This window comes from Herbaspirillum sp. GW103 (assembly GCF_000261365.1).
Lineage (GTDB): Bacteria > Pseudomonadota > Gammaproteobacteria > Burkholderiales > Burkholderiaceae_D > Herbaspirillum.
Genome location: NZ_AJVC01000002.1, coordinates 23062 through 47670 on the forward strand (window position 1 = coordinate 23062; position 24609 = coordinate 47670).

The 24609-nt window shown below is 61.8% G+C and carries 21 protein-coding genes; 10 read left to right on the forward strand and 11 right to left on the reverse strand.

Annotation, left to right across the window (positions count from 1 at the left end):
• Positions 1 to 192 precede the first annotated feature (192 nt).
• On the forward strand, positions 193 to 1095 hold the full coding sequence (gene cysM / locus GWL_RS01625; RefSeq protein ID WP_008325937.1) for a cysteine synthase CysM: 903 nt from the start codon (positions 193 to 195) through the stop codon (positions 1093 to 1095).
• Between the two features lie 89 nt (positions 1096 to 1184).
• On the opposite strand, the gene GWL_RS01630 is transcribed toward cysM, so the two are convergent.
• Positions 1185 to 1538 (reverse strand): hypothetical protein, encoded by a 354-nt coding sequence (locus GWL_RS01630; RefSeq protein WP_008325939.1) that lies wholly within the window; start codon positions 1536 to 1538, stop codon positions 1185 to 1187.
• A 335-nt stretch (positions 1539 to 1873) separates the two neighbouring features.
• Entirely contained in the window at positions 1874 to 2473 is a 600-nt protein-coding gene (locus GWL_RS01635; RefSeq protein WP_034349798.1) for a DUF1415 domain-containing protein, read from the reverse strand.
• A 132-nt stretch (positions 2474 to 2605) separates the two neighbouring features.
• On the opposite strand from GWL_RS01635, the gene GWL_RS01640 reads away from it, so the two are divergent.
• A complete protein-coding gene (locus GWL_RS01640; RefSeq protein WP_008325943.1) occupies positions 2606 to 3148 on the forward strand; it encodes a YaeQ family protein in 543 nt (180 codons plus the stop codon).
• Positions 3149 to 3230: 82 nt separating this feature from the next.
• On the opposite strand, the gene GWL_RS01645 is transcribed toward GWL_RS01640, so the two are convergent.
• From GWL_RS01645 to mltB, 3 genes are all read right to left on the reverse strand, one after another.
• Entirely contained in the window at positions 3231 to 4403 is a 1173-nt protein-coding gene (locus tag GWL_RS01645; RefSeq protein WP_008325944.1) for a phosphotransferase enzyme family protein, read from the reverse strand.
• A 22-nt stretch (positions 4404 to 4425) separates the two neighbouring features.
• Complete coding sequence (locus GWL_RS01650) at positions 4426 to 6597, reverse strand: TonB-dependent siderophore receptor (protein ID WP_008325946.1); 2172 nt, start codon at positions 6595 to 6597, stop codon at positions 4426 to 4428.
• A 93-nt stretch (positions 6598 to 6690) separates the two neighbouring features.
• Entirely contained in the window at positions 6691 to 7854 is a 1164-nt protein-coding gene (mltB, locus tag GWL_RS01655) for a lytic murein transglycosylase B (RefSeq protein ID WP_008325951.1), read from the reverse strand.
• Between the two features lie 205 nt (positions 7855 to 8059).
• Here mltB and GWL_RS01660 point away from each other — a divergent pair, with 205 nt between their 5' ends.
• A complete protein-coding gene (locus tag GWL_RS01660; protein WP_008325952.1) occupies positions 8060 to 9001 on the forward strand; it encodes a histone deacetylase family protein in 942 nt (313 codons plus the stop codon).
• Between the two features lie 100 nt (positions 9002 to 9101).
• On the opposite strand, the gene GWL_RS01665 is transcribed toward GWL_RS01660, so the two are convergent.
• A complete protein-coding gene (locus tag GWL_RS01665) occupies positions 9102 to 9992 on the reverse strand; it encodes a LysR family transcriptional regulator (RefSeq protein ID WP_008325953.1) in 891 nt (296 codons plus the stop codon).
• A gap of 192 nt (positions 9993 to 10184) precedes the next feature.
• Between GWL_RS01665 and GWL_RS01670 the strand changes: the two genes are divergently transcribed.
• Together GWL_RS01670 and ylqF are read left to right on the forward strand one after the other, a co-directional pair.
• Positions 10185 to 11615, forward strand: a complete 1431-nt coding sequence (locus GWL_RS01670; RefSeq protein WP_034349800.1) for an MFS transporter — start codon at positions 10185 to 10187, stop codon at positions 11613 to 11615.
• A gap of 139 nt (positions 11616 to 11754) precedes the next feature.
• Positions 11755 to 12711 (forward strand): ribosome biogenesis GTPase YlqF, encoded by a 957-nt coding sequence (gene ylqF, locus GWL_RS01675; protein WP_008325956.1) that lies wholly within the window; start codon positions 11755 to 11757, stop codon positions 12709 to 12711.
• A 153-nt stretch (positions 12712 to 12864) separates the two neighbouring features.
• Here the strand turns inward: ylqF and GWL_RS01680 are convergent, their stop codons facing one another.
• The 3 genes from GWL_RS01680 to GWL_RS01690 all read right to left on the reverse strand — a co-directional run bounded on the left by GWL_RS01680 (position 12865) and on the right by GWL_RS01690 (position 15407).
• A complete protein-coding gene (locus GWL_RS01680) occupies positions 12865 to 13662 on the reverse strand; it encodes a MetQ/NlpA family ABC transporter substrate-binding protein (RefSeq protein ID WP_008325958.1) in 798 nt (265 codons plus the stop codon).
• Between the two features lie 64 nt (positions 13663 to 13726).
• Positions 13727 to 14380 (reverse strand): methionine ABC transporter permease, encoded by a 654-nt coding sequence (locus GWL_RS01685; protein ID WP_008325959.1) that lies wholly within the window; start codon positions 14378 to 14380, stop codon positions 13727 to 13729.
• On the reverse strand, positions 14370 to 15407 hold the full coding sequence (locus GWL_RS01690) for a methionine ABC transporter ATP-binding protein (protein ID WP_008325960.1): 1038 nt from the start codon (positions 15405 to 15407) through the stop codon (positions 14370 to 14372). The genes GWL_RS01685 and GWL_RS01690 overlap by 11 nt, the downstream gene beginning before the upstream one ends.
• A 419-nt stretch (positions 15408 to 15826) precedes the next feature.
• Here GWL_RS01690 and GWL_RS01695 point away from each other — a divergent pair, with 419 nt between their 5' ends.
• The 3 genes from GWL_RS01695 (at position 15827) to GWL_RS01705 (ending at position 17788) form a co-directional block, all read left to right on the forward strand.
• Positions 15827 to 16069 (forward strand): hypothetical protein, encoded by a 243-nt coding sequence (locus GWL_RS01695; protein ID WP_008325962.1) that lies wholly within the window; start codon positions 15827 to 15829, stop codon positions 16067 to 16069.
• Entirely contained in the window at positions 16066 to 16323 is a 258-nt protein-coding gene (locus tag GWL_RS01700) for a type II toxin-antitoxin system YoeB family toxin (protein ID WP_034349802.1), read from the forward strand. The genes GWL_RS01695 and GWL_RS01700 overlap by 4 nt, the downstream gene beginning before the upstream one ends.
• 226 nt (positions 16324 to 16549) lie before the next feature.
• Positions 16550 to 17788, forward strand: coding sequence for a porin (locus GWL_RS01705; RefSeq protein ID WP_008325964.1), 1239 nt, complete (start codon positions 16550 to 16552; stop codon positions 17786 to 17788).
• 287 nt (positions 17789 to 18075) lie between these two features.
• Here the strand turns inward: GWL_RS01705 and groL are convergent, their stop codons facing one another.
• Entirely contained in the window at positions 18076 to 19725 is a 1650-nt protein-coding gene (gene groL, locus GWL_RS01710; RefSeq protein ID WP_008325965.1) for a chaperonin GroEL, read from the reverse strand.
• Between the two features lie 142 nt (positions 19726 to 19867).
• Positions 19868 to 20158, reverse strand: coding sequence for a co-chaperone GroES (gene groES / locus GWL_RS01715; RefSeq protein ID WP_008325967.1), 291 nt, complete (start codon positions 20156 to 20158; stop codon positions 19868 to 19870).
• Between the two features lie 405 nt (positions 20159 to 20563).
• On the opposite strand from groES, the gene GWL_RS01720 reads away from it, so the two are divergent.
• Both GWL_RS01720 and GWL_RS01725 read left to right on the forward strand, forming a co-directional pair.
• A complete protein-coding gene (locus GWL_RS01720; RefSeq protein ID WP_008325969.1) occupies positions 20564 to 22675 on the forward strand; it encodes a TonB-dependent siderophore receptor in 2112 nt (703 codons plus the stop codon).
• Between the two features lie 646 nt (positions 22676 to 23321).
• Positions 23322 to 24467 carry a branched-chain amino acid ABC transporter substrate-binding protein gene (locus GWL_RS01725; protein WP_008325990.1) on the forward strand — a complete coding sequence of 382 codons (1146 nt, stop codon included), beginning with the start codon at positions 23322 to 23324 and terminating at the stop codon, positions 24465 to 24467.
• Positions 24468 to 24609: the final 142 nt, after the last annotated feature.

Here is a 24609-nt window from a genome sequence, read left to right on the forward strand (position 1 = left end):
CCTCGCTACCGCGACCTGCAATGATCGCGCATGCGATCCTCTACAGAAAATCCTTTAAATGATTTGGCTATATCCTTATAAGGATCTTGTTAGGTCGCGCCGCCAACACATGCGCAGCAGTCATATTAGAATGGCCGTTTCGACCAAAGAACGCCCCGTGCCCGCGCACGGCTGCGCAAGGAAGCCAAGCAGATGTCCTATCCGACTATCGAATCCACCATCGGCAACACCCCGCTGATCCAGCTGCCACGCATCGGCGGCGAAGAAGCCAGGCGCCGCAACAACCTCATCCTCGGCAAGCTCGAGGGCAACAATCCGGCCGGCTCGGTCAAGGATCGTGCCGCCTATTCGATGATCACCCGCGCCGAAGCGCGTGGCCAGATCAAGCCGGGCGATACCCTCATCGAGGCCACCAGCGGCAATACCGGCATCGCCCTGGCGATGGTGGCGGCCATGCGCGGCTACAAGATGGTGTTGCTGATGCCGGAGAACCTGTCCGAAGAACGGCGCCAGAGCATGGCCGCCTACGGTGCCAGGATCGTGCTGACCCCCAAGAGCGGCGGCATGGAATACGCCCGCGACCTGGCCGAGCAGATGCAGAAGAATGGCGAGGGCCTCATCCTCGACCAGTTCGCCAACCCCGACAATCCGCTGGCGCACTACGAGACCACCGGTCCCGAAATCTGGCGCGATACCAAGGGCAGCATTACCCACTTCGTCAGTGCCATGGGCACCACCGGCACCATCATGGGCGTGTCGCAGTATCTGAAGGAGCAGAATGCACAAGTGCAGATCGTGGGGGCGCAGCCGGAAGAGGGCTCATCCATCCCCGGTATCCGCAAGTGGCCGGAAGCCTATCTGCCCAAGATCTTCGACCGGTCGCGCGTGGACCAGGTCGAGTCGGTCAGCCAGGCCGATGCCGAGAACATGGCGCGCAAGCTGGCCGTGACCGAAGGGCTGTTCTGCGGCATTTCGGCTGCGGGCGCCTGCGAAGTGGCCGTGCGCCTGTCGCATCAGCTGGAGAATGCGACCATTGTCTTCATCGTCTGCGATCGCGGTGATCGCTATCTCTCTACCGGCGTATTCCCGGCCTGAGCGAGGCAGTGAGATGCAATGAAAAACGGAGCCGATGGCTCCGTTTTTCATATCGTCCGGCGTGGCGGTGTCGCCCAGCCGGGGCCGTGTCATTCCGGCATGCCGCTGCCGCTCGGTGCCGGTGCGCCCGGCGCTGCGCCTGGCTTCGGCTTGAACTGCTTGTCGCTGATGCGGAATTTCTCGCGACGGTCGCCCATCAGTTCGCGCAGTTCACGAATCGACAGTTCGCTCACCTCGTGCATGCGAATGAGCAGCGATGCGCCCACCGGCAAGCGACGGTGACGGATCTTGCTGATCACCGGCGGCGCCACTTCCAGCGCGCGGGACAGGGCCGCATCGTTCTTCAGATGCAGCTTTTCGATCAGCGCATCGAGCAGGTGGTTGGGATCGTAGTTGACTTGATCGGAGATCGAGTTGGATTCAGCAGTATCGTGGGTAGTCATGATCGGGACGTTCCATTATGCAGATGTTTGTGGAAGGCTGTGCGCCTATGCATTAATTGTTTGTAAAACTGCAAAACGCGACTGACGTTATCCGAGAAGGCGTTGCCTTTTTCTGCAAGATATCGAAAGCCCTATCAAAGAACGGCTTCAAAACAACACTTATCTAATTCTCTGTTCTCTGACCCAGTGCGCTTGGAGCAGCACAACAATAATTCTATGTCTATATAGAAATAATTGCACATTTTTCATGCAGTCAGAAAATTCTATTCCACAATAGTTGCAGAAACTCATTTTCGAATTTGTAACAGATATTAACAGGATTTTTTGCCCATTTGCTAGCGTTGTTCTTTTGATACGACAAATGGCAGCATATTCCAGCCACTTAGGCCCAGATTGCGCAAGGTAGCCATGTTTTTCTCAAAGATCGCTGCCGCATCGGGGTAGGCGGCGACCGCCCGGTCGATGCTGCTTTCTCGCAACAGATGGAGGATGGGAAAAGGCGAGCGATTGCTGTAGTTCTCGATATCGTCGGCCTCGGCATCGGCAAACTGGTAGTCCGGATGGAAGCTGGCAATCTGCAGCTCGCCCTCCAGCCCCAGTCTTTCCAGCAGGCGATCGGCCCAGTCCAGGAAATCGTTGTACTCGACAAAATCGGCTAATGCGAGCGGCATGATGAAGAGGGTCGTGTCGACCTGTTCCGGGTCGGCCTTTGCCAGAAAACTCAGTTCTTGTTCCAGATCAACTGAAAGTTCATTCCAATCCTGATGCCGGCTGACGCGGTAGCGGACCTGATCCTTCACATGGACAGACTTGGCAAAAGGACACAGGTTCAAGCCGATCACGGCCTGTTCCAGCCAGGCGCGCGTGAGCGCGACGACCTCTGCGTCAGCGGGAGAGGACGGAAGGGATGCGGGGGAAGGTGAAGAAGTGCTCATAGCGACATTGTCGCACGCACTACCAGGAGCTCACCACAATCGCCCACAGCCGCGCCAGATCGGCTATGCTTGCCAACCTTTGACGGCGGCCCGCCCCGCGCGCTTGCCTTTCCTTTGCACGAACAGATTCCCATGGCGCTCAAATCCACCATCTTCAAGGCCGACCTGCAGATATCCGACATGGACCGGCACTATTACCAGCAGCACGCACTGACCATCGCCCGCCATCCCTCCGAGACCGACGAGCGCATGATGATCCGCGTGCTGGCCTTCGCTCTGCATGCCAGCGAGGCGCTGGCCTTCGGCAAGGGCCTGTCCGATACCGACGAGCCGGACCTCTGGCAGAAGGACCTGACCGGTGCCATCGAGCTGTGGATCGAGGTCGGGCAACCGGACGACCGCGCCATCCTCAAGGCCTGTGGCCGCGCGCAACAGGTCCTGGTGTACAGCTACAGCAGCACCTCCCACATCTGGTGGAACCAGACCGGCAGCCGCGTCGACCGCGCCAGGAACCTCAAGGTCGTCAACATCCCCGCCGAGGCCAGCCAGGCGCTGGCCGCACTGGCCCAGCGCACCATGCAGCTGCAATGCACGATTCAGGATGGACAGATCTGGCTGGGCGCCAATGAAAACATGGTGCTGATCGAACCGCAGACGATCAAGGACTTTTCCTGATCCTCTGCTTCGTCTGGCATCCGGCGCGACCTAAAAACTAAGTTTTGCGGTCGCGTTTTCTTAATGTGCTGCCAGAAAAAACTTAGATTTTTGTCAGCCCCTGTGCCCGCTGTTCCAGATGCGACAGCAAGCGCTGTCCCTCGTCAGAGTGGAACCAGTCGGCATGGCCGAGGAAGTAGGTGTCATAGGCCAGCGAGGCATTCTGGGGCGACTGCGTGACGCCATGGAAGTAATCCAGCTCGGCCAGCGCAAACTCCGCATGGACCAGCGGCAGCAGTGCCGCCAGCGCGCGTACCTGGCGTGCGCTCAGGGGCAGCGTGGCGGCATAGCCGTCGAGCATCGCATCGAGCAGATCCAGATGCACCAGCTGCACGGCGCGCTGCGGGATGGCCAGCCATTCGACGATGTTGCGCTCGATGGCCGTGGCCAGGTCGTGCAGCGCACAGGTGCGGTCACACAAACCGAAGTCGAGCACGGTTTGTACCCTGGCCTGATCGGTGGCATCGGTCCACAGCAGGTTGGAGGCGTGCCAGTCGTTGTGCGTCCACAGCGGGACGAATTCATCCAGATAGGGTTTGAGTGCGGCATGCCAGGGCAGCAGGTGCTGCGCCACCTCGCCACGCCACGGGCGGTTCTCCAGATATTCCGCAATGGCCGGGCGCTGCTCGATGTAGTGCTGCAGCGGACGCACCGGATCTTCCTGCGAGAAGATCGTGAAGCTCGACACCAGCGGCCGCGCCGGTCTTGCCGGGGCATCGTAACCGGCAGAGGCCTGATGCAGACGGGCCAGCATCTGACCCGCCGAATGCGCATGGGTGCAGCTGGTGAAGGGCGTCCATGACATCGCCTCGCGATACAGATCCACTCCCGGCGCCAGCGGAAAGACTTCATAGGTCCAGTAATCGTCGGCCAGCGCAGTGGCGCCGTCGGTGGTGGTCAGTGCGCTGCTGACCGGCAGGCCGCGCGCCTTCAGGTGCGCCACGAAGCGATGTTCTTCGGCCAGCGCCGTTACATCGCGTACGCGCGCGTGATGGCGTTTGACGATGATGGGGCCGCTCTCGGTCTGCATCACGCAGGCTGCCGAGAACGGGCGCGGGCTGTGCCATTCCAGTCGCAGCGGCTGACCCACGCCGGGATAGTGGCGCAGCACGCGCGCGACCTCCGCCGAGGTCAGCGCGGGCCAGTCGGAGATGACAGGCTCCACGCCCATGCCGTGGCTGATGACGCGGGTGAGGTGATGGGAAGCGGCGTCCATGGGCTTTCAGCAGAACAGCAAATCAGAAATCATATTGCAAGGACAGGCGCGCCGTGCGCGGTGCGCCCAGGTGGACGTAGCCGTCGCCCAGGTACTGGCCGGCATCTTTCCAGTAACGCTTGTCGAAGACGTTGTCCACATTGGCGCGCAGGGTGGCCGTGTGGCCGCCAATGCGCAGCCGGTAGCGCAGGCCGGCATTGAAGACGTGCACGGCCGGCAGGTTCACGCTGCCATCGCGGGTGGCGGGCTTGCTGGCGCTGTAGAGCCAGCTGCCCATGAGGTTCACGCCCTCCACCCCCGGCAGGGCATAGTCGGCATAGATGCTGCTGCGCAGGCGCGGCACGTTCACGACCTGCCGGTCGTCATAGGCGGCCGTACCGGTGTCGCTGGCACGGGCACGGGTGGCCGTCACGCTGGCGCCCACCGACAGGCGCGCGCTGAGCTTGCCGCTGGCGCCGAGCTCCAGTCCGGTATTGGTCTGCCGACCTTGCTGAACGTAGGTGAAACCGCTGCTGCTGTTGTCCGGTTGCTGATACTCATAGGCTTTGCGGATACGGAACAGGGCTGCGGTCAGGGCCAGATCCGGCGAGACATCGTATTTGACGCCGGCTTCCAGCTGACGTGCCACCGACGGCGGCAGCGTGGTCGGGAAGTTGCTGACCCAGAACGGCGCCGAGGTCCCCAGCGTGAGCGTCTCGGCATAGCTGCCGTAGAGCGAGAGCTTGTGCATGGGCTTGAAGATCAAGGCCAGTTGCGGCAGGAACAGATTGCGCGAGGTGGTGCGGGTGACGCTGCCATCGGAGGCGAAGGCCTGTTCGTTGAGCCACACCTGACGGCCTCCGGCAATGGCTTGCCAGTGCTCGGACAAGAGCAGTCGGTCGCTGAAGAAGAGCGCCTTCTGGCGACTGTCCAGATTGCGATATGCCGGGCCGGGGACATCGGTGGCCGGGGCCAGTGCCGGGGTGCCGGAATAGATGTTGCCACTGCCGACCAGTACGCTGATGCCATCCGATTTATCCACCACCCGGCGCGACATGGCCATCCCCATGGTCAGCTCATGCTTGAGCCAGCCGGTGGCGAACTTGCCGATCATGACGGCCTGCGCCTCGTCATTGCGGCGTTCGTCATCGGGTACGCGATAGTCATACACGTCGAAATCGCCATTGGCGGCAAAGCTTGAAGAAGCCCCGCCACCGCTGCCATACGGGAAGGCCAGATTATCGTCGATGACTGCCCGGCTGCGCCCGGCCTGCACGTAAGCATGCCAGTCGGCATTGAGATCGGTATCCACCCGCAGGCGGTAGTTCAGCGAGCTGTCCCGCACCGGCTGCGCCCAGGATTGCGGTGTCAGCATGGTCTGGGGCGAGACGCCCGAGGGCAGCGTGGTGCCGCCCAGCAGCTGGTAACCGGCCACCGAATGCTGCGCCTTCTGCTGGTATTCGGCGTCGAACTGCACCAGCGTCTTCGACGACAACGCCCAGGTCGCCGAGAGCGAAGCGAAGTCGCGCCAGCCATCGCCGTTGTTGACGTAGGAGTGGATGTCTTCGTGCGCGGCATTGATGCGCAGGCCGAACTGTTTCTGCTCACCGAAGAGCGTACCCAGGTCGGTGGCCAGATAGCGCGATCCGTAGGAGTCCGTCCCCAGCGTGATCGAACGCACATCGGCCGGACGCTTGGTGACGTAGTTGACGATGCCGCCCGCGCTGCTCACACCGGCCTGCAGGCCGGCCACACCCTTGAGGAATTCGACGCGCTCCTTGTTCTCCAGTGCGACGGTCTGCTCGCCGGCCACGGTGAGGCCGTCGATGCGATAGGCACTGGCCGGGTCCAGCGTGATGCCGCGGATGCTGAAGTTCTCGTAGTAACCGACCGGGGCATAGTTCTCGTTGATGGAGGCATCGTTCTTGACCACGTCCGAGAGCAGGCGTGATTGCTGGTCCTGCATCTGCGCGGCGGTGACCACGGCCACCGAGGCCGGCGTGTCGATCAGCGGTGCATCGTCGAAACCGGCCACGGCAGCCGAACGTGCCCGGCTGTCGTCTTTGCCGGTGCCGCTGGCGGTGACGTTGACAGTGGGCAGGGAGTCGCCCTTGTCGTCGCCGACATCGGCTGCGCGGACGGTGGCCGAGAGGCTCAGCGAGGTGCCGGCCAGCGTCAGCATCAGCGTGGAGGCCAGGGGTGCAATGCGTTTCATCGTGGTTCTATCGTGGAAGGGAAGCAGCAGGAGCACGCCGTGCGCGCTCCCTCATCAACAGGGTAGTCAGGGCAATCAGGGCAGGACGGAAGGTCAGCGGTTGCGTGCCGTGGCAACGGCACGACCGAGGTCGGCCACCGACATCGCATAGAAGTAGCTGCGATTGTACTGCGTGATGGCATAGAAGTTGTTGGTGGCGATCCAGTACTCGGTGGGACCGGTGCCGTTCTGCAGGTCCACCAGGCCAAAGCGCATGCCCGCCGGCAGGGGCGGCGTGGAGATGCCGGCGGCATGCAGCTCGTCGGCGGTGTACTTGGCTTCCAGGCCCTGGTTGAGCATGGCTTCCCACTGGCGGTTGTCGCTGGAGACCTGCACCGGGAAGGCCACCGGCTCACCGCGCTGCCAGCCATGGACGGCCAGATAGTGCGCCACGCTGCCGATGGCGTCCACCGGCGAATTGCGCAGGTCGATCTTGCCGTCGCCGTCGAAGTCCACCGCATATTCGCGGATGCTGCCCGGCATGAACTGCGGCCAGCCGATGGCGCCGGCATAGGAGCCGCGCAAGGACATCGGATCGATGCCGGCCTCGCGGGCCAGCAGCAGGGTGTTTTCCAGTTCGCCCCGGAAGAAGGCCATGCGCGCATCGCGGTTGGCCGTGTTGGGATAATCGAAGGCCAGCGTGGTCAGCGCATCCATGACGCGGAAGTTGCCGGTGTTGCGGCCATAGACCGTTTCCACGCCGATGATGCCGACGATGATTTCCATCGGCACGCCATACTGCGCCTCGGCGCGCGCCAGGGCCACGCCATAGGTGTTCCAGAAATCGACCCCGGCATTGATGCGCACCGGTTCCACGAAGCGGGCGCGGTAGGCCGTCCAGTTCTTGGGCTTGGTCACGGGGGCCGGCTTGATGAGCTGGATGGCGCTGTCCACGTAGCGGGTCTGCGCGAAGAGCGCATTGAGATCGCTGCGCTGGAAATGGTTGCGGTCCACCATTTCATCCATGAAGCGGGCCACGTCCTTCCATTCATTGAAGTTGACGAACTCGCCCTGTTCATCGGTGGCGATTTTCTTCCTGGCTTGCGGCTTGTTTTTTTTCTCTGCCGGTTTCTTGTGTGTTTTATCCACAGCCTTTTTCTGGGTTTTCTTTTCCACAGACTTGCCGTCCTGCGCCTGCGCGGTCATCGGCAGGGCACACAATGTGGCAATGAGCAGGGAGGAAACGAGGGCGGTCAGGCGAGGCAGGGAGATGGGCATGAGCGGGATGAGCAGCAGGGGGAGGCCAGACAAGCGGCCAAGTATACCGCATCGGCCACCCCGCCCCATGCCGGTGCATGCGCGTGAGCAGGCTTTGACCACGATCAGCGACAGCCAATGTACACTAGCCCAAGGAGACAACCCGGCAGGCAGGATGTTTGCCGGGTGGCAATATCATCGCAACAAGATCGCAACAAGAGCAAGAATGACCACCGCCATCTATACGCACGCCGATTGCCAGCGCCATGAAATGGGGGACTGGCACCCCGAGACCCCCGCTCGTCTGGAGGCCATCGAGGACCAGCTGATCCTGAGCCGCATCGATCAGTTCCTCGACCGCCGCGAAGCCCCGCTGGCCGATCCGGCCGAACTGGAACGCGTGCATACGGCCGCGGCCGTCGACTACGTGCGCGAGCACAGCCATGCCTTGAGCCTGTCGGGCCAGTCCTATCATTCGGTTGATGGCGACACCCTGCTCAACCAGCACAGCTGGAAAGCCGCTCTGCGCGCAGCCGGTGCGGCAGTGGCCGCCACCGATGCGGTGCTGGCCGGGGAGCTGGACAATGCCTTTTGCGCGGTGCGTCCGCCCGGCCACCATGCCACCCACGACAAGGCCATGGGCTTCTGCCTGTTCAACAACGTGGCCCTGGCCGCGCGTCATGCCCTGGAGGTGCATGGACTGGAACGGGTGGCGGTGATCGATTTCGACGTGCATCACGGCAATGGCACCGAGGATATCTTTGCCCATGATCCCCGGGTGCTCATGGTGAGCTTCTTCCAGCATCCCTTCTATCCCTTCTCGGGCGACGGACCGACCGAGTCGCACATCGTCAACGTGCCGGTGCCGGCCTATTCCGATGGCAATGCGGTGCGCCAGCTGGTGAACGAGAAATGGCTGCCGGCGCTGCATGCGCACCAGCCGCAGATGATCTTCATCTCGGCCGGCTTCGATGCCCACCGCGAGGATGACATGGGCCAGATGGGCCTGGTGGAAGCGGACTACGCCTGGATGACGCGGCAGATCATGAAGATCGCCGACCAGTATGCCAAGGGCCGTATCGTCAGTTGCCTGGAAGGTGGCTACAACCTCTCGGCGCTGGGGCGCAGCGTGGTGGCGCACCTGAAGGTCTTGGCCGACCTGGAATGAACGTTGGATTTTCCACAGGCGGTTTCAAGAAATGGCGCGATAAAAACCAAGGTTTTTTTCGCGCCTTGTTTTATGCACAGGCCGCATGCCGGATTCTTCATCAAACCTCGGCAGGCTCATACGCCTCATACGCCTCATACGCCGCAATGATCGCATCGGCCACCGCCCGCACCCGCGCCGTGCGGTTCAGGTCGCTGTGCAGCACCAGCCACATGTCGTAAGGCACGGCGCGCTGCGGCCAGATGCGCACCAGGCCGCTGGCCTTGTCGCCCACGTGGGTGGGTAGTTCGCCAATGCCGAAACCCGCTTGCAGACTGTCATACATGACCAGGCCGGTGCTCACTTCCATGGCCACGCTGGCGTGGGCGATGGATTCGCCGCAGATCTGCTCGGACTTGCTGGGTGAGACGCTGCGCGGATAGATCACTACGTCATGTCCCTTGAGGCCCGTACCGGGATCGGGCAGTCCGCGCTTTTTCACATAGGCTTTCGAGGCATACATGCCGGTATGCAGCCGCTTGAGATGGCGCGCGATCAGGTCCGGCGCATCCGGCCGCAGGGTGCGCACGGCAATGTCGGCTTCGCGTTTGGTGAGGTTGGTGATCTGGGTGGAAGTCGAGAGCACCACGCGGATTTTCGGATGCTCCTGGCGCAGCCGGTGCAGGGCCGGCAAGAGAAAATGGCGCGCCGTAATGTCGGTGGCCGCCAGCCGCACCACGCCGCACAGGCGTTCGTCCATGCCCTGCATCTGCCGTTGCAGTTGTTCCGCGCCTTGCTCCATCTGGTTGGCCGCCGCAGCGGCCAGCTCGCCCGCCGGGGTCGGTACGTAGCCGCTGGGCGTGCGCAGGAACAGGCGCGCTCCCAGCGAGCTTTCCAGGGCGGCCAGGCGGCGGCCCACAGTGGCCTGGTCGATCTCCAGCTGTTCGGCGGCCCCGCGCAAGGTGCCCACGCGATAGATGGCCAGGAAGATGCGGGCGTTGTCCCAATCCATGATGTGCCTTTGCTGCAAGAGGGGAGGTAAGTGATGGTCTGATGCAAATTTGCATCAGCGTGCTGATCTTATACCTCTTTATTGCATCACTGTCCAAGCCTAGAATCTGCCCCATTGAACCCCGCCCCGGCCTTCTCCGGTCGCGGGTTTGCGGTTTTCCCTCGCACCTTGCGTGCAGAAAGTCCTGTTGCCATGTCTTCCACACAATGCCCTCGTGCGCCAGCCTCGGTGCTGGTACCTCCCATTGCCCGTGCCACCCCGCATGCCGGCATGCTGCCGCTGGTGGCGCTGGCCATCGGTTTCGTCATGGCCATGCTGGACGTGACGGTGGTCAACGTCGGGCTGTCCAATATCTCCACCAGCCTGGATGCGCCTTTGTCCATGCTGGTGTGGATCGTCGACGGCTACACGCTGACGTTTGCCGCCATGCTGCTGGTGGGGGGGGCTCTGGCCGATCGCTTCGGGGCGCGCCGGTTGTACCTGACCGGGCTGTTCCTGTTCGTGCTGGCCTCGCTGCTGTGCGGGGCCGCGCCCAACGGCCCCTTCCTGATCGCGGCACGTCTGCTGCAGGGCTTGGGCGCGGCCTTCTTCATGCCCAGTTCGCTGAGCCTGCTCACGCACGTCTATGAGGATGACCGTGTGCGTGCCCGCATGCTGGGCGTCTGGTCGGCGACTGTCGGCCTGGCCGCTGCCACCGGGCCGCTGCTGGGCGGTGTGCTGATCCACTGGCTGGGCTGGCGCAGCGTGTTCCTCATCAACGTGCCGGTGGGCCTCTTGGGTTTGCTGATGGCGCGCAGGTTCATTCCGCAGGTGGTCGGCCATGCCCGCGCACTGCACCTCTACAGCCATCTGGCGGGCGTGATCATGCTGGCCGGGCTGTCCTTCGTCCTGATCCAGGGACCGGTGTATGGCTGGACCTCGCCGCGCATCCTGGCTGCGCTGACGGTGGCGGTGCTGGCTGCGGTGGCGCTGGTGCGGCATGAACTGCGCGGCATTGCGCCGCTGTTGCCCAAGGCGCTGTTTGCCACGCCGCAGTTTGCGGCGGCCAATGGTATCGGGTTCCTGATCAACTTCGGAGTCTATGGCAACCTCTTCTATCTCGCGCTGTTCCTGCAGCAGGGCAGGGGCGCGGATGCGCTGCAGACCGGCTTGCAGCTGGTGCCGATGATGGCGGTGATCTTCTTCGGCAATCTGATGTCGGGCCGCATGGCCGCCCACTGGGGGCCGCGTGTACCGCTGCTGCTGGGGCTGTCGGTGGGCACGGTCTTTACCGCCGTGGCGATGGTTTTCCGTCCCGAGACGCCTTACTGGCTGCTGGCCCTGGTATGCGCGGCGGCCAACCTGGGCATCAGTACGGCCATTCCCGCCATGACCACGGTGGTCATGCAGGTGGCCGGCAAGGCCCATGCCAACAGCGCGGCGGCGGCACTCAATGCCAATCGCCAGATCGGTGCGCTGGTCGGCGTGGCCTTGATGGGCGCGATCCTGCACAGCGTTCAGGGCTGGAGCCTGCGCAATCCGCTGGCCTTCGGCGTGATGGCGCTGGCCTACGGCGTCGCCTTGTGGCTGGTGTGGCGCTTTGTGGGCGTTGTCAAGGAGCAATGGGTGACCCGGCGCGCGTGAGTGCGGGTGTTGTTCCCTGTCCAATGGCCTGCCTCGACTTGTGCGCGGCAGGCCGTTTTCTTGGGGATTTGTTAGGGTTTGGCGGGGCAGGGCCGTAAAATAGCGCCTTCACGAAATACGCATCAGAAAGAAGCTCCGCATGTCCATCCAATGGTTCCCCGGTCACATGAATTCTGCCCGCCGCAAGGCCGCGGAGAGCATGGAAAAAGTCGATATGGTCATCGAAGTGGTCGATGCCCGCCTGCCGCAGGCCAGCTGCAATCCCATGATCGAGCAGTTGCGCAATGCGCGCCAGCGTCCCTGCCTGAAGATCTTGAACAAGACCGACATGGCCGACCCGGTGGCTACGCAAGCCTGGATCGACTTCTACAACAGCCAGAAGGGCGTGACTGCCGTGGCGCTGTCCTGCAAGAAGCCCTCGGATGTGGCGCGCGTGCCCAAGCTGGCCATGCAGGTGGCACCGCATCGCGGCACCGCCCTGAAGCCGCTGCGCATGATGATCATGGGCATCCCCAACGTGGGCAAGTCGACCCTGATGAATGCGCTGCTGAAAAAGCGCGTGGCCGCCGTGGGCGATGAGCCGGCCGTGACCAAGACGCAGCAGCGGCTCTATCTCGGCAACAACATGGTGCTCACCGATACCCCCGGCATGCTCTGGCCCAAGATCGAGCATCCCAGCGATGGCCTCATGCTGGCGGCCAGCCATGCGGTGGGCAGCAATGCCCTCATCGAAGAGGAAGTGGCGACCTTCCTGGCCGACCTGCTGCTGCAGCGTTATCCGCAACTGCTCAAGGCACGGTATGGCTTCAATACCGACGGCATGGATGGCGTGGCGGTGGTGGAGGGTGTGGCGGCCAAGCGCGGTTTCCGTCTCAAGGGGGGCGACTTCGATTTCGAGAAGGCCGCCCATACCTTCCTGCAGGATTATCGCAGCGGTGCATTGGGTCGCATCTCGCTGGAGACACCGCAATCGCGTGCCGAGCTGCTGGCGACTTATCGGTCCACCGACAATCCTGAGGCACTGCAGGCCGAGGATGAAGAGGAAGATGACGAGGACTACGACTGGCGAGACGCTCCGGATCACCGGGGGCGCTGAATCTAAGTTTTGCTCTGCGGAAAACTTAGAAAGCGGATTTCAGAAACTAAGTTTTTTGGGGATCACCGGCAAGCCACCAATTCCCGCTCAATGAAAAAGGCCAGCTCGATGAGCTGGCCTTTTCGTTGATGCAGGCAAGTGAGGCGTGGCGGATTACCAGGAGGTGATCACGGAACCCTTGTACTTTTCCAGCACGAACTTCTTTACTTCCGGGCTGTGATAAGCCTTGACCAGCTTGGCGACCCAAGGCTTGTCCTTGTCGGCAGCGCGCACGGCGATCACGTTGACGTAGGGACCGGTGGAGGCTTCCACGGCGATCGAATCCTTGGTCGGGGACAGGCCGGCCGATTCAGCGTAGTTGCCGTTGATGACGGCAGCGTCGAAGTCATCCAGCGAACGCGGCAGTTGCGCAGCATCCAGCTCGACGATCTTGATCTTCTTGGGGTTCTCGACGATATCCAGCGGGGTGGCCTTCAGACCGGCATCGGCTTTGAGCTTGATCACGCCCTTGGCCTGCAGCACCAGCAGGGCACGGCCACCGTTGGTCGGATCGTTGGGCACGCCCACGCGAGCGCCCGGCTTGAGGTCGTTGAGCGACTTGATCTTCTTGGAGTACACGCCCATCGGGAAGGTGATGGTGCTGCCAACGCTGACGAACTTGTAGCCACGGTCCTTGATCTGCGCATCCAGGTAGGGCTGGTGCTGGTAGGAGTTGGCGTCCAGGTCACCGGCGGCCAGGGCGGCGTTGGGCTGGATGTAGTCGGTGAATTCGATGACCTTCATCTTCACGCCGTCTTTTTCGAGCAGCTTCTTGACCTGTTCCATGATCTCGGCGTGGGGACCGGCGGTCACACCCATCTTGATCTGGTCTTCGGCCATGGCCGGGGCCGAGATCAGGCCGGCGGCCAGACCCAGACCGGCGATGAATTGAATCAACTGACGACGCTTCATGACTTTCCTTTCGAGCTTTGAGGTGGGCAGCGGATAGCTGCCGTTTTTGTAGAGATTGCAGTGCTCAGCGGTGGCTGAGCTTGCGGACCAGCAGGTCTCCCAGGGATTGCACCACCTGGACGAACACGATCAGGATCAGCACCACGGCCAGCATGACTTCCGGCAGGAAGCGCTGGTAGCCATAGCGGATGCCCAGGTCGCCCAGGCCGCCGCCGCCGATGGCGCCGGCCATGGCCGAATAGCCGACCAGGCTGACGAAGGTGATCGTGAGACCGGCGACGATACCAGCAAATGCCTCGGGCACCAATACCTTGTAAATGATTTGCCAGGTGGTGGCACCCATGGCCTGGGCCGCTTCCACCAGGCCGTGATCGACTTCGCGCAATGCGGTCTCGACCAGGCGCGCGATGAAGGGCGCGGCGGCGATGGTCAGCGGCACGATGGCCGCGGCGGTGCCGATGGAGGTACCCACGAAGAAGCGCGTCATCGGAATCACCGCCACCAGCAGGATGATGAAGGGCGTGGAACGCACTGCATTGACCAGCAGGCCGGCCACGCGATTGAACGCCACATTGGGCAGCACGCCCTTGGATTCGGTGATGTGCAGGGCGATGCCCAGCGGGATGCCCAGCAGCGAACCGACCACGCCGGAGATGGCCACCATCATCAGCGTCTCGCCGAAGGCGCTGATGAACAGATCGATCAGTTCAGATGACATGGTTGAGCTCCTCGACGACCACGCCCTGTTCGCGCAGGTACTGCATGGCCTGGTTGATGTTGTCCTGGGTGCCGTTGGCGAGAATCGCCAGCGAACCGAAAGCCTGTCCCTGGATTTCGTCGATCTGGCCGTGCAGGATGTTGAAGTTCAGGTTGAAGCGGCGCACCGCTTCCGACAGGTGCGGCTGGTCCACATCACTGCCGGTGAAGGCGAAGCGGAACAGGTGGTCGGTCCCCTGTCCGGCATCGGCACGCGCCAGGCGTTCGCGCAGACGCGCCAGCACCCCCTTGGGCAGTTCGTGGGCGATGACGTCGCCGATCAGGGCACGGGTGACTTCGTGGCGCGGCTGGCGGAACACCTCCAGCACTTCACCCTGTTCGATCACCTGGCCGGCTTCCATGACGGCCACGCGATCGCAGATGTCCTTGATGACTTCCATCTGGTGCGTGATCAGCACGATGGTCAGGCCCAGTTCGCGGTTGATCTTGCGCAGCAGTTCGAGGATGGAGCGGGTGGTTTCGGGGTCCAGCGCCGAGGTGGCTTCGTCCGACAGCAAGACCTTGGGATCGTTGGCCAGGGCGCGGGCGATGCCTACGCGCTGCTTCTGGCCGCCGGAAATCTGCGCCGGATAGCGGTCGCGCAGGGCGGTCAGTCCGACCAGTTCCAGCAGGGGCTCGACCTTGGCGGCGATGTCGGCTTTGCTCTTGCCGGCCAGTTCCAGCGGCAGGGCGATGTTGTCGTAGACGCTGCGCGAAGAGAGCAGGTTGAAATGCTGGAAGATCATGCCGATGCCACGGCGAGCCTCGCGCAGTTGCGAGGCCGACAGCGAGGTCAGGTCCTGGCCGTCGAGCAGGATGCGGCCGGCAGTGGGGCGGTTGAGCAGGTTCAGGGTGCGCACCAGCGTACTCTTGCCGGCGCCGCTTCTGCCGATGATGCCGAAGATCTCGCCCTTGCGGATCGACAAATCGACATGGCGCACCGCGTCGACATTGCCGAAGCGCTGGGTGACAGCTTGTATTTCGATCATGATGAAAAAGAAGAAATGGCAGCGGGCCCCGGGCGCCTGCGCCAGCGCGGCATCATGGGACGCTGCGGGCGGGTCAGGACCTCAGGTCTCCACTGCCATCAATATTTTTATAAGAAGCCGCTATTTTAAGGCTGCAAGGTTATATAGGGAAAATAATTTTTCGCCTATGTATATAACCGGCGCGTCTTAGCACGGGGCGGGAAGTGCTTTGTGGACTGGATTTGCTGACCGGATCGCGGTTCGCGGAGAGGGCAGGCCAATAGCTTGTCTCGTTGTTGAACGAGAAAGTATTCGAATAAATTTTGTCGTTCAGTCCATTTTTCGCTGGAATGCCTTGGATGACGCAGCGGACGCTTATCTTCCTGAATTTTTGTCCGGCGTGCTGCAGCGCGCCGGGCAAAGACGCCGGAATCCCTCCCATGTACGCCTTTCCTGTCACGGACCTCGCCCTGCGCCTCGATGCGCTGCTGGAGCTGGCCGATATCGATGAAGTCATTCTCACCCGCGAAGGTGCCGACAACCTGGTGCTGGTGCGCGAACCTGTCTGGCGCGGGGTGCAGGAAGCCCTGCACCTGCTGGGCAACGATCTGAACGCCGAGCGTCTGCTGTGCAGCCTGCTGCAACTGCGCGCCGAGCTGCTGCCGCTGAACAATCCGACATGACCCCGCTCTGCATGACCCCGCTGGCCCGGGAAGACCTGGCCTGGTGGCGCCGTCACGACCGTCGGGTTGCGCGTCAGTTGCTTCATTTGATGCGTCGGCTACGTGACGACTCCTGCATTCCACCGGCTCGACAGGTGGCCTTGCCCCTGCGTCTGCCCGGTCTGTTCGCCCTGCACCTGCATGGCGAACATCGTCTGGTCATCGAGCGCGTGGCGGGCAGGGTGGTGATCCATCAATGCCGCTTCCATTTCTGATGGCCTCCCAAGTTTGACTCCCACTATACGCGACAGGTGTTGCGATAAAACATCGGAATAGTCTCATAAATTAGCTAAATCAAAGGAATGATGCTTTTGAAGAAATAAATACGGTTTAGATTTGCCGTGACTTCTTGATTTACTTTGGGAAGCCTGGGTGGTGCCTTCGCCATGCTGCGACGCCCGCCCGCCAATCAACAGCAATCAAACCACTACGGAGTACTCTATGAAAAAGTCCATCCTGGCCCTGGCCGTGCTGGGTGCCTTCGCCGGCGCGGCGCACGCGCAAAGCGGCAGCGTGACCATCTACGGTGCGGTCGATGCCAGCCTGTCCTATACCAACAAGATCGCCACCAAGGACGGCAAGGAGACGGGCGGCCAGATGGCGCTCGATTCCGGTCTGCTCAAGGGTTCGCGCCTGGGCATCAAGGGTATCGAAGACCTGGGCGGCGGCCTCAAGGCCGTCTTCACGATCGAGAACGGATTCAATGTCGATACCGGCGAGGCAGGCCAGGGCGGCGTGCTGTGGGGCCGCCAGGCGACCATCGGCCTGTCCGGCAACTTCGGTACCATCCTGGCCGGCCGCCAGAAGGACGTCCTGGACGATGTGGGCAGCATCAGCTCGGCGGGCGACTTCGGCGGCGTGGTCAGCCGGGTCCACTCGCTGAACCTGGATCGCACCAACGGCGAGCGCGTCAACAACTCCATCCGCTACAACACCCCGAACTTCAACGGTTTCACCGGTAGCGTCATCTACGGCTTCGGCGAGACCGCCGGCAGCACCGGCGCCGGCCAGTCCTTCGGCCTGGGCGGTACCTACGCCAATGGTCCGTTGAACATCGGTCTGGGTTATTTCCAGAGCAAGTTGGGCGCAAGCTCCAGTGATGTCAACGGTCCTGCGGCTTGCAAGGGCGAGGTGGTTGGCAAGGACCGTGCCGGTGATACCTGCCTGAAGACCTGGACGCTGGCTGCGGCCTACGACTTCGGTGCGGCCAGGGTCTACGGTTCCTATTCGCACGTGGCGCTGCCGCTGGGGAAGGTACCGTCGGAGATCGCCAACAATCCGAAGCATGACTACAGCTTCGCCTCGCTGGCACATCCCAAGGGCCGTAATCCCCAGCCGACGTACACGATGGACAGCACCGGTCACTACGTCATCGGCGGTGCCAACAACCGTTCCAGCAGTACGCTGGATATCGGTGTGAACTACCGCGTCGCGCCGTCTCTGTCGCTGATCAGCAGCCTGCAGTACACCCGCGCCAGGTTCATCGGCAGCGCCGATGGCCGCCTGCTGCAGGTCAACCTGGGCGCCAAGTATGACCTGTCCAAGCGCACCAGCACCTATGCCGTCGTACGCAACCTGCGTTCGTCCGACATGTACAGCGTGGGCCTGGGCAAGGAACGCGTCCCTGGTCTGGACCGCAGCCAGACCGGCATCAACGCCGGCCTGATCCACAGCTTCTAAGATCTGGCACTGCATCCGGGCTCGTGGGAGCCCGATGTTTGGCCCGCATCCGCAAGGATGCGGGTTTTTTTTATACCTCGGTGCGTGACGACACATGGTGCCGGCGCAGAGTGCGCTGAGCGGCTTTCCTGACAGCGCGGGTACGCAAGGGCCTTGGCATCGTTTTGGTGATGGCGCAAGGGAGCCGGTCCGAGCGCAGGACAAGAAAAAACCCGCATCATCGCTGATGCGGGTTTTTCACTTGCAGCACAGGCCATGCAGCGCATGGCCCGCAGCCGGAAGGCCAATTACATCATGCCGTCCATGCCGCCCATGCCGCCCATACCACCCATGCCGCCAGGCATGCCGGCCGGCTTGTCTTCTGCCACTTCGGCCACCAGGGCGTCGGTGGTCAGGATCAGGCTGGCCACGGAGGCAGCGTTCTGCAGGGCCGAACGGGTCACCTTGGCCGGATCCAGCACGCCCAGTTCCACCAGGTCACCGTAGGTGCCGTTGGAAGCGTTGTAGCCGAAGTTGCCCGAACCTTCCAGCACCTTGTTCACCACCACCGACGGCTCGTCGCCGGCGTTGAAGACGATCTGGCGCAGCGGTTCTTCGATGGCGCGCAGCACGATCTTGATACCGGCTTCCTGGTCAGGATTGTCGCCCTTCAGGTCCTTGACGTTGGCGCGAGCGCGCAGCAGGGCCACGCCACCGCCAGGCACGACGCCTTCTTCAACAGCAGCGCGGGTAGCGTGCAGGGCGTCTTCGACGCGGGCCTTCTTTTCCTTCATTTCGACTTCGGTGGCAGCGCCAACCTTGATCAGTGCAACACCGCCAGCCAGCTTGGCCACGCGCTCTTGCAGCTTTTCACGGTCGTAGTCGGAGGTGGCTTCGCCGATCTGGGTACGGATCATTGCCACGCGTGCTTCGATGCCAGCGGCTTCGCCGTTGCCGTCGATGATGGTGGTGTTTTCCTTGCCGATTTCAACGCGCTTGGCTTGGCCCAGCTCAGCCAGGGTAGCCTTTTCCAGGGTCAGGCCGACTTCTTCGGCGATCACTTGGCCGCCAGTCAGGATGGCGATGTCTTCCAGCATGGCCTTGCGGCGGTCGCCGAAGCCAGGAGCCTTGACGGCAGCAGTCTTCAGGATGCCACGGATGTTGTTGACCACCAGGGTAGCCAGGGCTTCGCCTTCGACGTCTTCAGCCACGATCAGCAGCGGACGGCCAGCCTTGGCGACTTGTTCCAGCACCGGCAGCAGGTCACGGATGTTGGAGATCTTCTTGTCGAACAGCAGGATGAAGGGATTGTCCAGGGCGACGATCTGCTTCTCTTGGTTGTTGATGAAGTACGGCGACAGGTAGCCGCGGTCGAACTGCATACCTTCGACGATGTCCAGTTCGTTTTCCAGCGACTTGCCGTCTTCGACGGTGATGACGCCTTCCTTGCCGACCTTTTCCATGGCCTTGGCGATGATGTCGCCGATGTCCGCGTCGGAGTTGGCCGAGATCGAGCCGACTTGAGCGATTTCCTTGGAGGTGGTGGTGGGCTTGGCCAGGTTCTTCACTTCGCCGACGATGGCGGTGACAGCCTTGTCGATACCGCGCTTCAGGTCGGTCGGGTTGAAGCCGGCGGCGACGTACTTGAAGCCTTCGCGCACGATGGCTTGCGCCAGCACGGTGGCGGTGGTGGTACCGTCACCGGCGTTGTCGGAGGTCTTGGAAGCGACTTCCTTGACCAGCTGGGCACCCATGTTTTCCAGCTTGTCCTTCAGTTCGATTTCCTTGGCGACGGAAACGCCGTCCTTGGTCACGGTCGGGGCGCCGAAGCTGCGCTCGAGCACGACGTTGCGGCCCTTGGGACCCAGGGTGACCTTGACTGCATTGGCCAGGATGTTGACGCCGTTGACGACCTTGGCGCGTGCTTCATCGCCGAAAATAACTTGCTTTGCTGCCATGTTGGATTCTCCAGAAATTCGGTTCAGTTCATATAGCCTGGCGCGCGACTGAAATTTCAGGGGCGCCGGCTGCTGTCTTGCTGCCGCAGGCCTTCAGATTTTCTCTATCTATATAGAAGGAAAAGGAAGGCCGGATGCCGAATTACTTCTCGACGACGGCGAACAGGTCTTCTTCGCGCATGACCAGCAGTTCCTGGCCATCGACCTTCACGGCCTGGCCGGAGTACTTGCCGAACAGAACGCGGTCGCCGACCTTCACGGCCAGTTGACGGACCTTGCCATCTTCCAGGATCTTGCCGTTGCCGACGGCCAGGACTTCGCCTTGGTCCGGCTTTTCGGTCGCTGCGTCAGGCAGAACGATACCGGAAGCAGTCTTGGTTTCCTGGTCGAGGCGCTTGACGATAACGCGATCGTGCAAAGGGCGAAGATTCATGAGAACTCCTTAATTTTCAATAAGTTAGCATTGATTGCGGCGTAGCCTGCAACGGTTTTCTTCCAAATGCAGCAAACCTCACCGCAAGAAAAAGGGGATTGCGTCCGGCGGTGCTGTTAGCACTCTGCCGTGACGAGTGCTAAGTATAGGGATGGGGCGGGGAATTTTCAAGGCGTCGATGGCCATGCCTGAGGTTTTCCGCTGCCGCAGGGCAGTCCGGAGCTCAAAAAAATTCGAGGCTTAATCAGAATAATTATCAAACGCCCCGAAAAATGCGCATGACTTAATACGAATCATTACTATTCCGCCTCCTTTCGGGTGTCTGCCCGAAAGATTCCTTTTTTCAACAAGAAACAAGAAATAAACGGCGGAGGTTCGCCAATATTTTTATTGGACCGAAATGTTATGAAGACTAGTCAGGCCACTTTGCTTTTTGCGCACGATCTACGCATCGCCACCTCAACCCTCGTCTCGCTGGCCATGCTCGGCTGGCCACTGGCAAGCCTGGCACAGCAGCCGGCCGCGGCCCAGGTGCAGTCCGGCCTGGAGCCCATCCAGGTCAGTGGCGACTGGCTCGGCACCGGTCTGGAGAGCAGCGTGAGGACCTATCCGGGGGCGCGTTCCGTGGTCAAGAAGCAGGAGATCGACAGCACGGGCGCCATCAGCATCGGCGATGTGATGCGCCGCATCCCCGGCGTGCAGTCCAGCGACAACGCCGGCACGGCAGGCAGCGCCATCGCCCTCAACATTGGCGTGCGGGGACTGACCGGGCGCTTCTCGCCGCGCTCCACCATCCTGCTGGACGGCATTCCGATGGCGGTGGCGCCCTATGGACAGCCGCAACTGTCCTTCGCACCACTGAGTCTGAACAACATCGAATCCATCGACATCGTCCGCGGTGGCGGGGCCGTGCGCTTCGGGCCGCAGAACGTGGGTGGCGTCATCAACTTCAAGACGCGCTCCATCCCGGCAACCACTGGCATCTCCGGCGATGCCTCGGTGCGTTACAACAGTTACGGTCAGGGTGGGGGCAATACGCAGACCACGGCCTTCGCCGGCGGCCAGAACGACAACGGCATCGGCATGGCCTTTCTTTACTCGGGGCAGGATGGCCGCGGATGGCGCGACAAGAGTGACGAGCACCTCAATGATTTTGCGCTGAAGATGCGTTACACCCTCTCGCCGAGCGCCGAACTCTACGCCAAGTTCAACTACTACGACGTGATGAGTCGCACGCCGGGCGGGCTGACCACGGCGCAGTACGCCGCCGATCCGTTCCAGAACACACGCCCGCGCGACAACTGGAGCGGCACCCGCAAAGGCTTCGACCTGGGTTACCTCAACACGATATCGGACCATCAGGAGTTCGAGATCCGTAGCTATTTCAACCAGGCCACCCGCCAAAGTACCTTGATCAATGCCGCCCGGGTGCAGCTCTCGCATCAACCGCGCAACTACGAAACCCTCGGCATCGAGCCACGCTATACGCATCGCCTTGCCTGGGGCAGCGTCACGCACGATGTCACGGTCGGCTATCGCCATGTCCGCGAGCGTGGCGACGACAACCTCTATAACGAGTCAGTGCGCACCGGCGCACTGAGCGGATTTGCCCAGTTCCGCAACAGTACCGATGCTCACGCCGGCTATATCGACGACAAGATCGCCTTCGGCCAGTGGCGCATCACCCCGGGCCTGCGCTTCGAGCACGTCAGGTCGACCCGAGTTGACGTGAATAAAAAGGCATCCTACGAGACCGGCAGCAACAAGCCGCTGCCCTCCATCAATGTGGCCTACCTGCTGACCGGGCAACTGACCTTGTTCAGCAACTACAACACCTCCTTCGGCGTGGTGCAGAATTCGCAACTCAACACCATGTCCTCGGCCAATCCGCTCTCCCCGGAGCTGGACAGGACAATGGAAGCGGGCGCGCGCTGGAAGAGTGCGCAGGCGTCTGCCGAAGCGACGCTGTTCCACCTCGATTTTGACAACCAGATCGTGTCCGTCCAGGGAACCAATCCCAGTGTCTTCCGCAACATCGGCAAGACCCGGCACGATGGCATCGAACTGGCAGCGGACTATACCTTTGACCAGCAAGGTCCGTTGCAGGGCTGGTCGGTCTTTGCCAACTACACCTACACCCGGGCCCTGCAGAAGTCGGGCAGCAACCCCGGCAAGGACCTGCCGTTCTATGCCCGTACGACCGATACGCTTGGCGCACGCTTCAAGTCCGGCCCATGGGGTGTGAGCCTGTCGACGACGCACCAGAGCCGACAGTTCGCCGATGAAGCCAACACCCTGGCCGAAAGCACCGACGGCAGCCTCGGGGAAATCCCGGGTTTCCGCCTCTGGCATGCCCAGGCAAGTTGGAAGGTCCCAGGCAGGAAGGGGCTTGATGTCACCGCCGGCATCAACAACCTGACCGATCACCGCTACTTCACCCGCACCGTGGACGGCAATCCTGGCAAGCTGGTGGGCGCGCCGCGTACCTTGTACGTGCAGGGGCGTTACGCATTCTGATCAGCGCCTGCGAAAGACGCGTCGTGAACGGGCCGCCATGGAAGGTTCCTGATGGCGGCTCCTCACTGACGGGTTCGATCAGCGCATCAAGGCCGGAATCTGCGGCAAATGAATGAAAATTCTCATTTTGCAGGATCATTTGCGCGTGGACTGAGGTTTCCGGGGTAGTCTGCCTGAGTTTCAAGTGCAGTTTTCTTCCGGTCGCCCACCCTTATTGGTGCGCTCCTTCGCATTTCGATTCAAAAAAGTGCATAAAACGTGCGATATGAATGAACAACCGCGTTGGCACGGAACTCGCTCTCCCAGCCGCACCATTACGGTGTATTCTGCCCGGCGGGGCGGTGTATCGGAGGAGCTGCCCCGCCTGGCCTGGCGCTTTGGCCGGGCCGCTTGCCTGCTGTGGCTCCGTCCCTTTTTAACCGGGGATGACCATGCGGAAAGCGCCCGAGTCGAGATGCTGCAAGGCATGGCTCGTTTTTTGCAGTAGCAGAGTCCGCAAGCAAGAACCGGTCAGCGACTGGGAGGCGCTGCGGCGCTTTCCGATCATGGCACCGTCCACATGGCGCTCAGGATCGGTCAGTGCACATAACAAATGGCACAACGAACTGCGTTTTCAATCTTTCATTGGAAGTAATAGGAGCAATTCATGCAAAAAATCAAAATGATTCCTGTCGCTACGGCACTGGTGGCAGCGTTCGCATTCGCAGGGGCTGCGCAAGCACAAGAAGTCATCAAGATCGGTCACGTCGCTCCCCTGACCGGTCCCAACGCGCACATCGGCAAGGACAACGAAAACGGCGCCCGCATGGCCGTGGACGAACTCAACGCCAAGGGTTTCATGATCGCCGGCAAGAAGGTCACCTTCCAGCTGGTGGCCCAGGATGACGCTTCCGATCCGAAGCAAGCCACCACCGTGGCTCAGGCCCTGGTCGATGCCAAGGTCAAGGGCGTGGTCGGTCACATGAACTCCGGCACCACCATCCCGGCTTCCAAGATCTACTATGACGCCGGCATCCCGCAGATCTCGCCGTCGGCCACCAACCCCAAGTACACCCAACAGGGCTTCAACACCGCCTTCCGCGTGGTGGCCAACGATGGTCAGCTTGGTGGCGTGCTGGGCCGCTATGCCGTCAATGAGCTCAAGGGCAAGAGCGTGGCCGTCATCGACGACCGCACCGCCTACGGTCAAGGCGTGGCCGAAGAATTCCGCAAGAGCGCAATGGCTGCCGGTGCCACCATCGTGGCAACCCAGTACACCACCGACAAGGCCACCGACTTCAACGCCATCCTGACCTCGGTCAAGTCCAAGAAGCCGGATCTGGTCTTCTTCGGCGGCATGGATGCCGTGGCCGGCCCGATGCTGCGCCAGATGGACCAGCTGGGTATCTCGGCCAAGTTCATGGGCGGTGACGGTATCTGCACCACCGAACTGCCGGCCCTGGCCGGTGCCGGCCTGAAGGACAGCGAAGTGGTCTGCGCCGAAGCCGGTGGCGTGACCGAAGCCGGCAAGAAGCCGCTGGAAGACTTCAAGGCAGCCTACAAGAAGAAGTTCAACCAGGACGTCGTGATCTACGCACCGTACACCTACGATGCGCTGATGACCCTGGCTGATGCCATGCAGCAGGCTGGCTCGTCGGATCCCAAGGTCTACCTGCCGTTCCTGGCCAAGATCCACCACAAGGGTGTGACCGGTGAAATCGCCTTCGACTCCAAGGGCGACATCCTCAACGGCACCCTGACCCTGTACACCTACAAGGGTGGCAAGCGTACCCTGCTGAGCGTGGTGAAGTAAGCAACAAGCTTCACATCCGGTTCCATGACGGTACCGGATGAAGCCGCTGTGACAAGCCCCGGCCCTGGTGCCGGGGCTTTTTGTTTCATATCGACCAAAAACCGGGCCGCCCCGTCAGCGCATTTCAAGATTATAATGAGAC

Excerpts from the sequence above, each read along its gene's own strand:
- cysM (WP_008325937.1), top strand. The coding sequence starts at position 193 with ATGTCCTATCCGACTATCGAATCCACCATCGGCAACACCCCGCTGATC.
- GWL_RS01630 (WP_008325939.1), bottom strand. The coding sequence starts at position 1,538 with ATGACTACCCACGATACTGCTGAATCCAACTCGATCTCCGATCAAGTC.
- GWL_RS01635 (WP_034349798.1), bottom strand. The coding sequence starts at position 2,473 with ATGAGCACTTCTTCACCTTCCCCCGCATCCCTTCCGTCCTCTCCCGCT.
- GWL_RS01640 (WP_008325943.1), top strand. The coding sequence starts at position 2,606 with ATGGCGCTCAAATCCACCATCTTCAAGGCCGACCTGCAGATATCCGAC.
- GWL_RS01645 (WP_008325944.1), bottom strand. The coding sequence starts at position 4,403 with ATGGACGCCGCTTCCCATCACCTCACCCGCGTCATCAGCCACGGCATG.
- GWL_RS01650 (WP_008325946.1), bottom strand. The coding sequence starts at position 6,597 with ATGAAACGCATTGCACCCCTGGCCTCCACGCTGATGCTGACGCTGGCC.
- mltB (WP_008325951.1), bottom strand. The coding sequence starts at position 7,854 with ATGCCCATCTCCCTGCCTCGCCTGACCGCCCTCGTTTCCTCCCTGCTC.
- GWL_RS01660 (WP_008325952.1), top strand. The coding sequence starts at position 8,060 with ATGACCACCGCCATCTATACGCACGCCGATTGCCAGCGCCATGAAATG.
- GWL_RS01665 (WP_008325953.1), bottom strand. The coding sequence starts at position 9,992 with ATGGATTGGGACAACGCCCGCATCTTCCTGGCCATCTATCGCGTGGGC.
- GWL_RS01670 (WP_034349800.1), top strand. The coding sequence starts at position 10,185 with ATGTCTTCCACACAATGCCCTCGTGCGCCAGCCTCGGTGCTGGTACCT.
- ylqF (WP_008325956.1), top strand. The coding sequence starts at position 11,755 with ATGTCCATCCAATGGTTCCCCGGTCACATGAATTCTGCCCGCCGCAAG.
- GWL_RS01680 (WP_008325958.1), bottom strand. The coding sequence starts at position 13,662 with ATGAAGCGTCGTCAGTTGATTCAATTCATCGCCGGTCTGGGTCTGGCC.
- GWL_RS01685 (WP_008325959.1), bottom strand. The coding sequence starts at position 14,380 with ATGTCATCTGAACTGATCGATCTGTTCATCAGCGCCTTCGGCGAGACG.
- GWL_RS01690 (WP_008325960.1), bottom strand. The coding sequence starts at position 15,407 with ATGATCGAAATACAAGCTGTCACCCAGCGCTTCGGCAATGTCGACGCG.
- GWL_RS01695 (WP_008325962.1), top strand. The coding sequence starts at position 15,827 with ATGTACGCCTTTCCTGTCACGGACCTCGCCCTGCGCCTCGATGCGCTG.
- GWL_RS01700 (WP_034349802.1), top strand. The coding sequence starts at position 16,066 with ATGACCCCGCTCTGCATGACCCCGCTGGCCCGGGAAGACCTGGCCTGG.
- GWL_RS01705 (WP_008325964.1), top strand. The coding sequence starts at position 16,550 with ATGAAAAAGTCCATCCTGGCCCTGGCCGTGCTGGGTGCCTTCGCCGGC.
- groL (WP_008325965.1), bottom strand. The coding sequence starts at position 19,725 with ATGGCAGCAAAGCAAGTTATTTTCGGCGATGAAGCACGCGCCAAGGTC.
- groES (WP_008325967.1), bottom strand. The coding sequence starts at position 20,158 with ATGAATCTTCGCCCTTTGCACGATCGCGTTATCGTCAAGCGCCTCGAC.
- GWL_RS01720 (WP_008325969.1), top strand. The coding sequence starts at position 20,564 with ATGAAGACTAGTCAGGCCACTTTGCTTTTTGCGCACGATCTACGCATC.
- GWL_RS01725 (WP_008325990.1), top strand. The coding sequence starts at position 23,322 with ATGCAAAAAATCAAAATGATTCCTGTCGCTACGGCACTGGTGGCAGCG.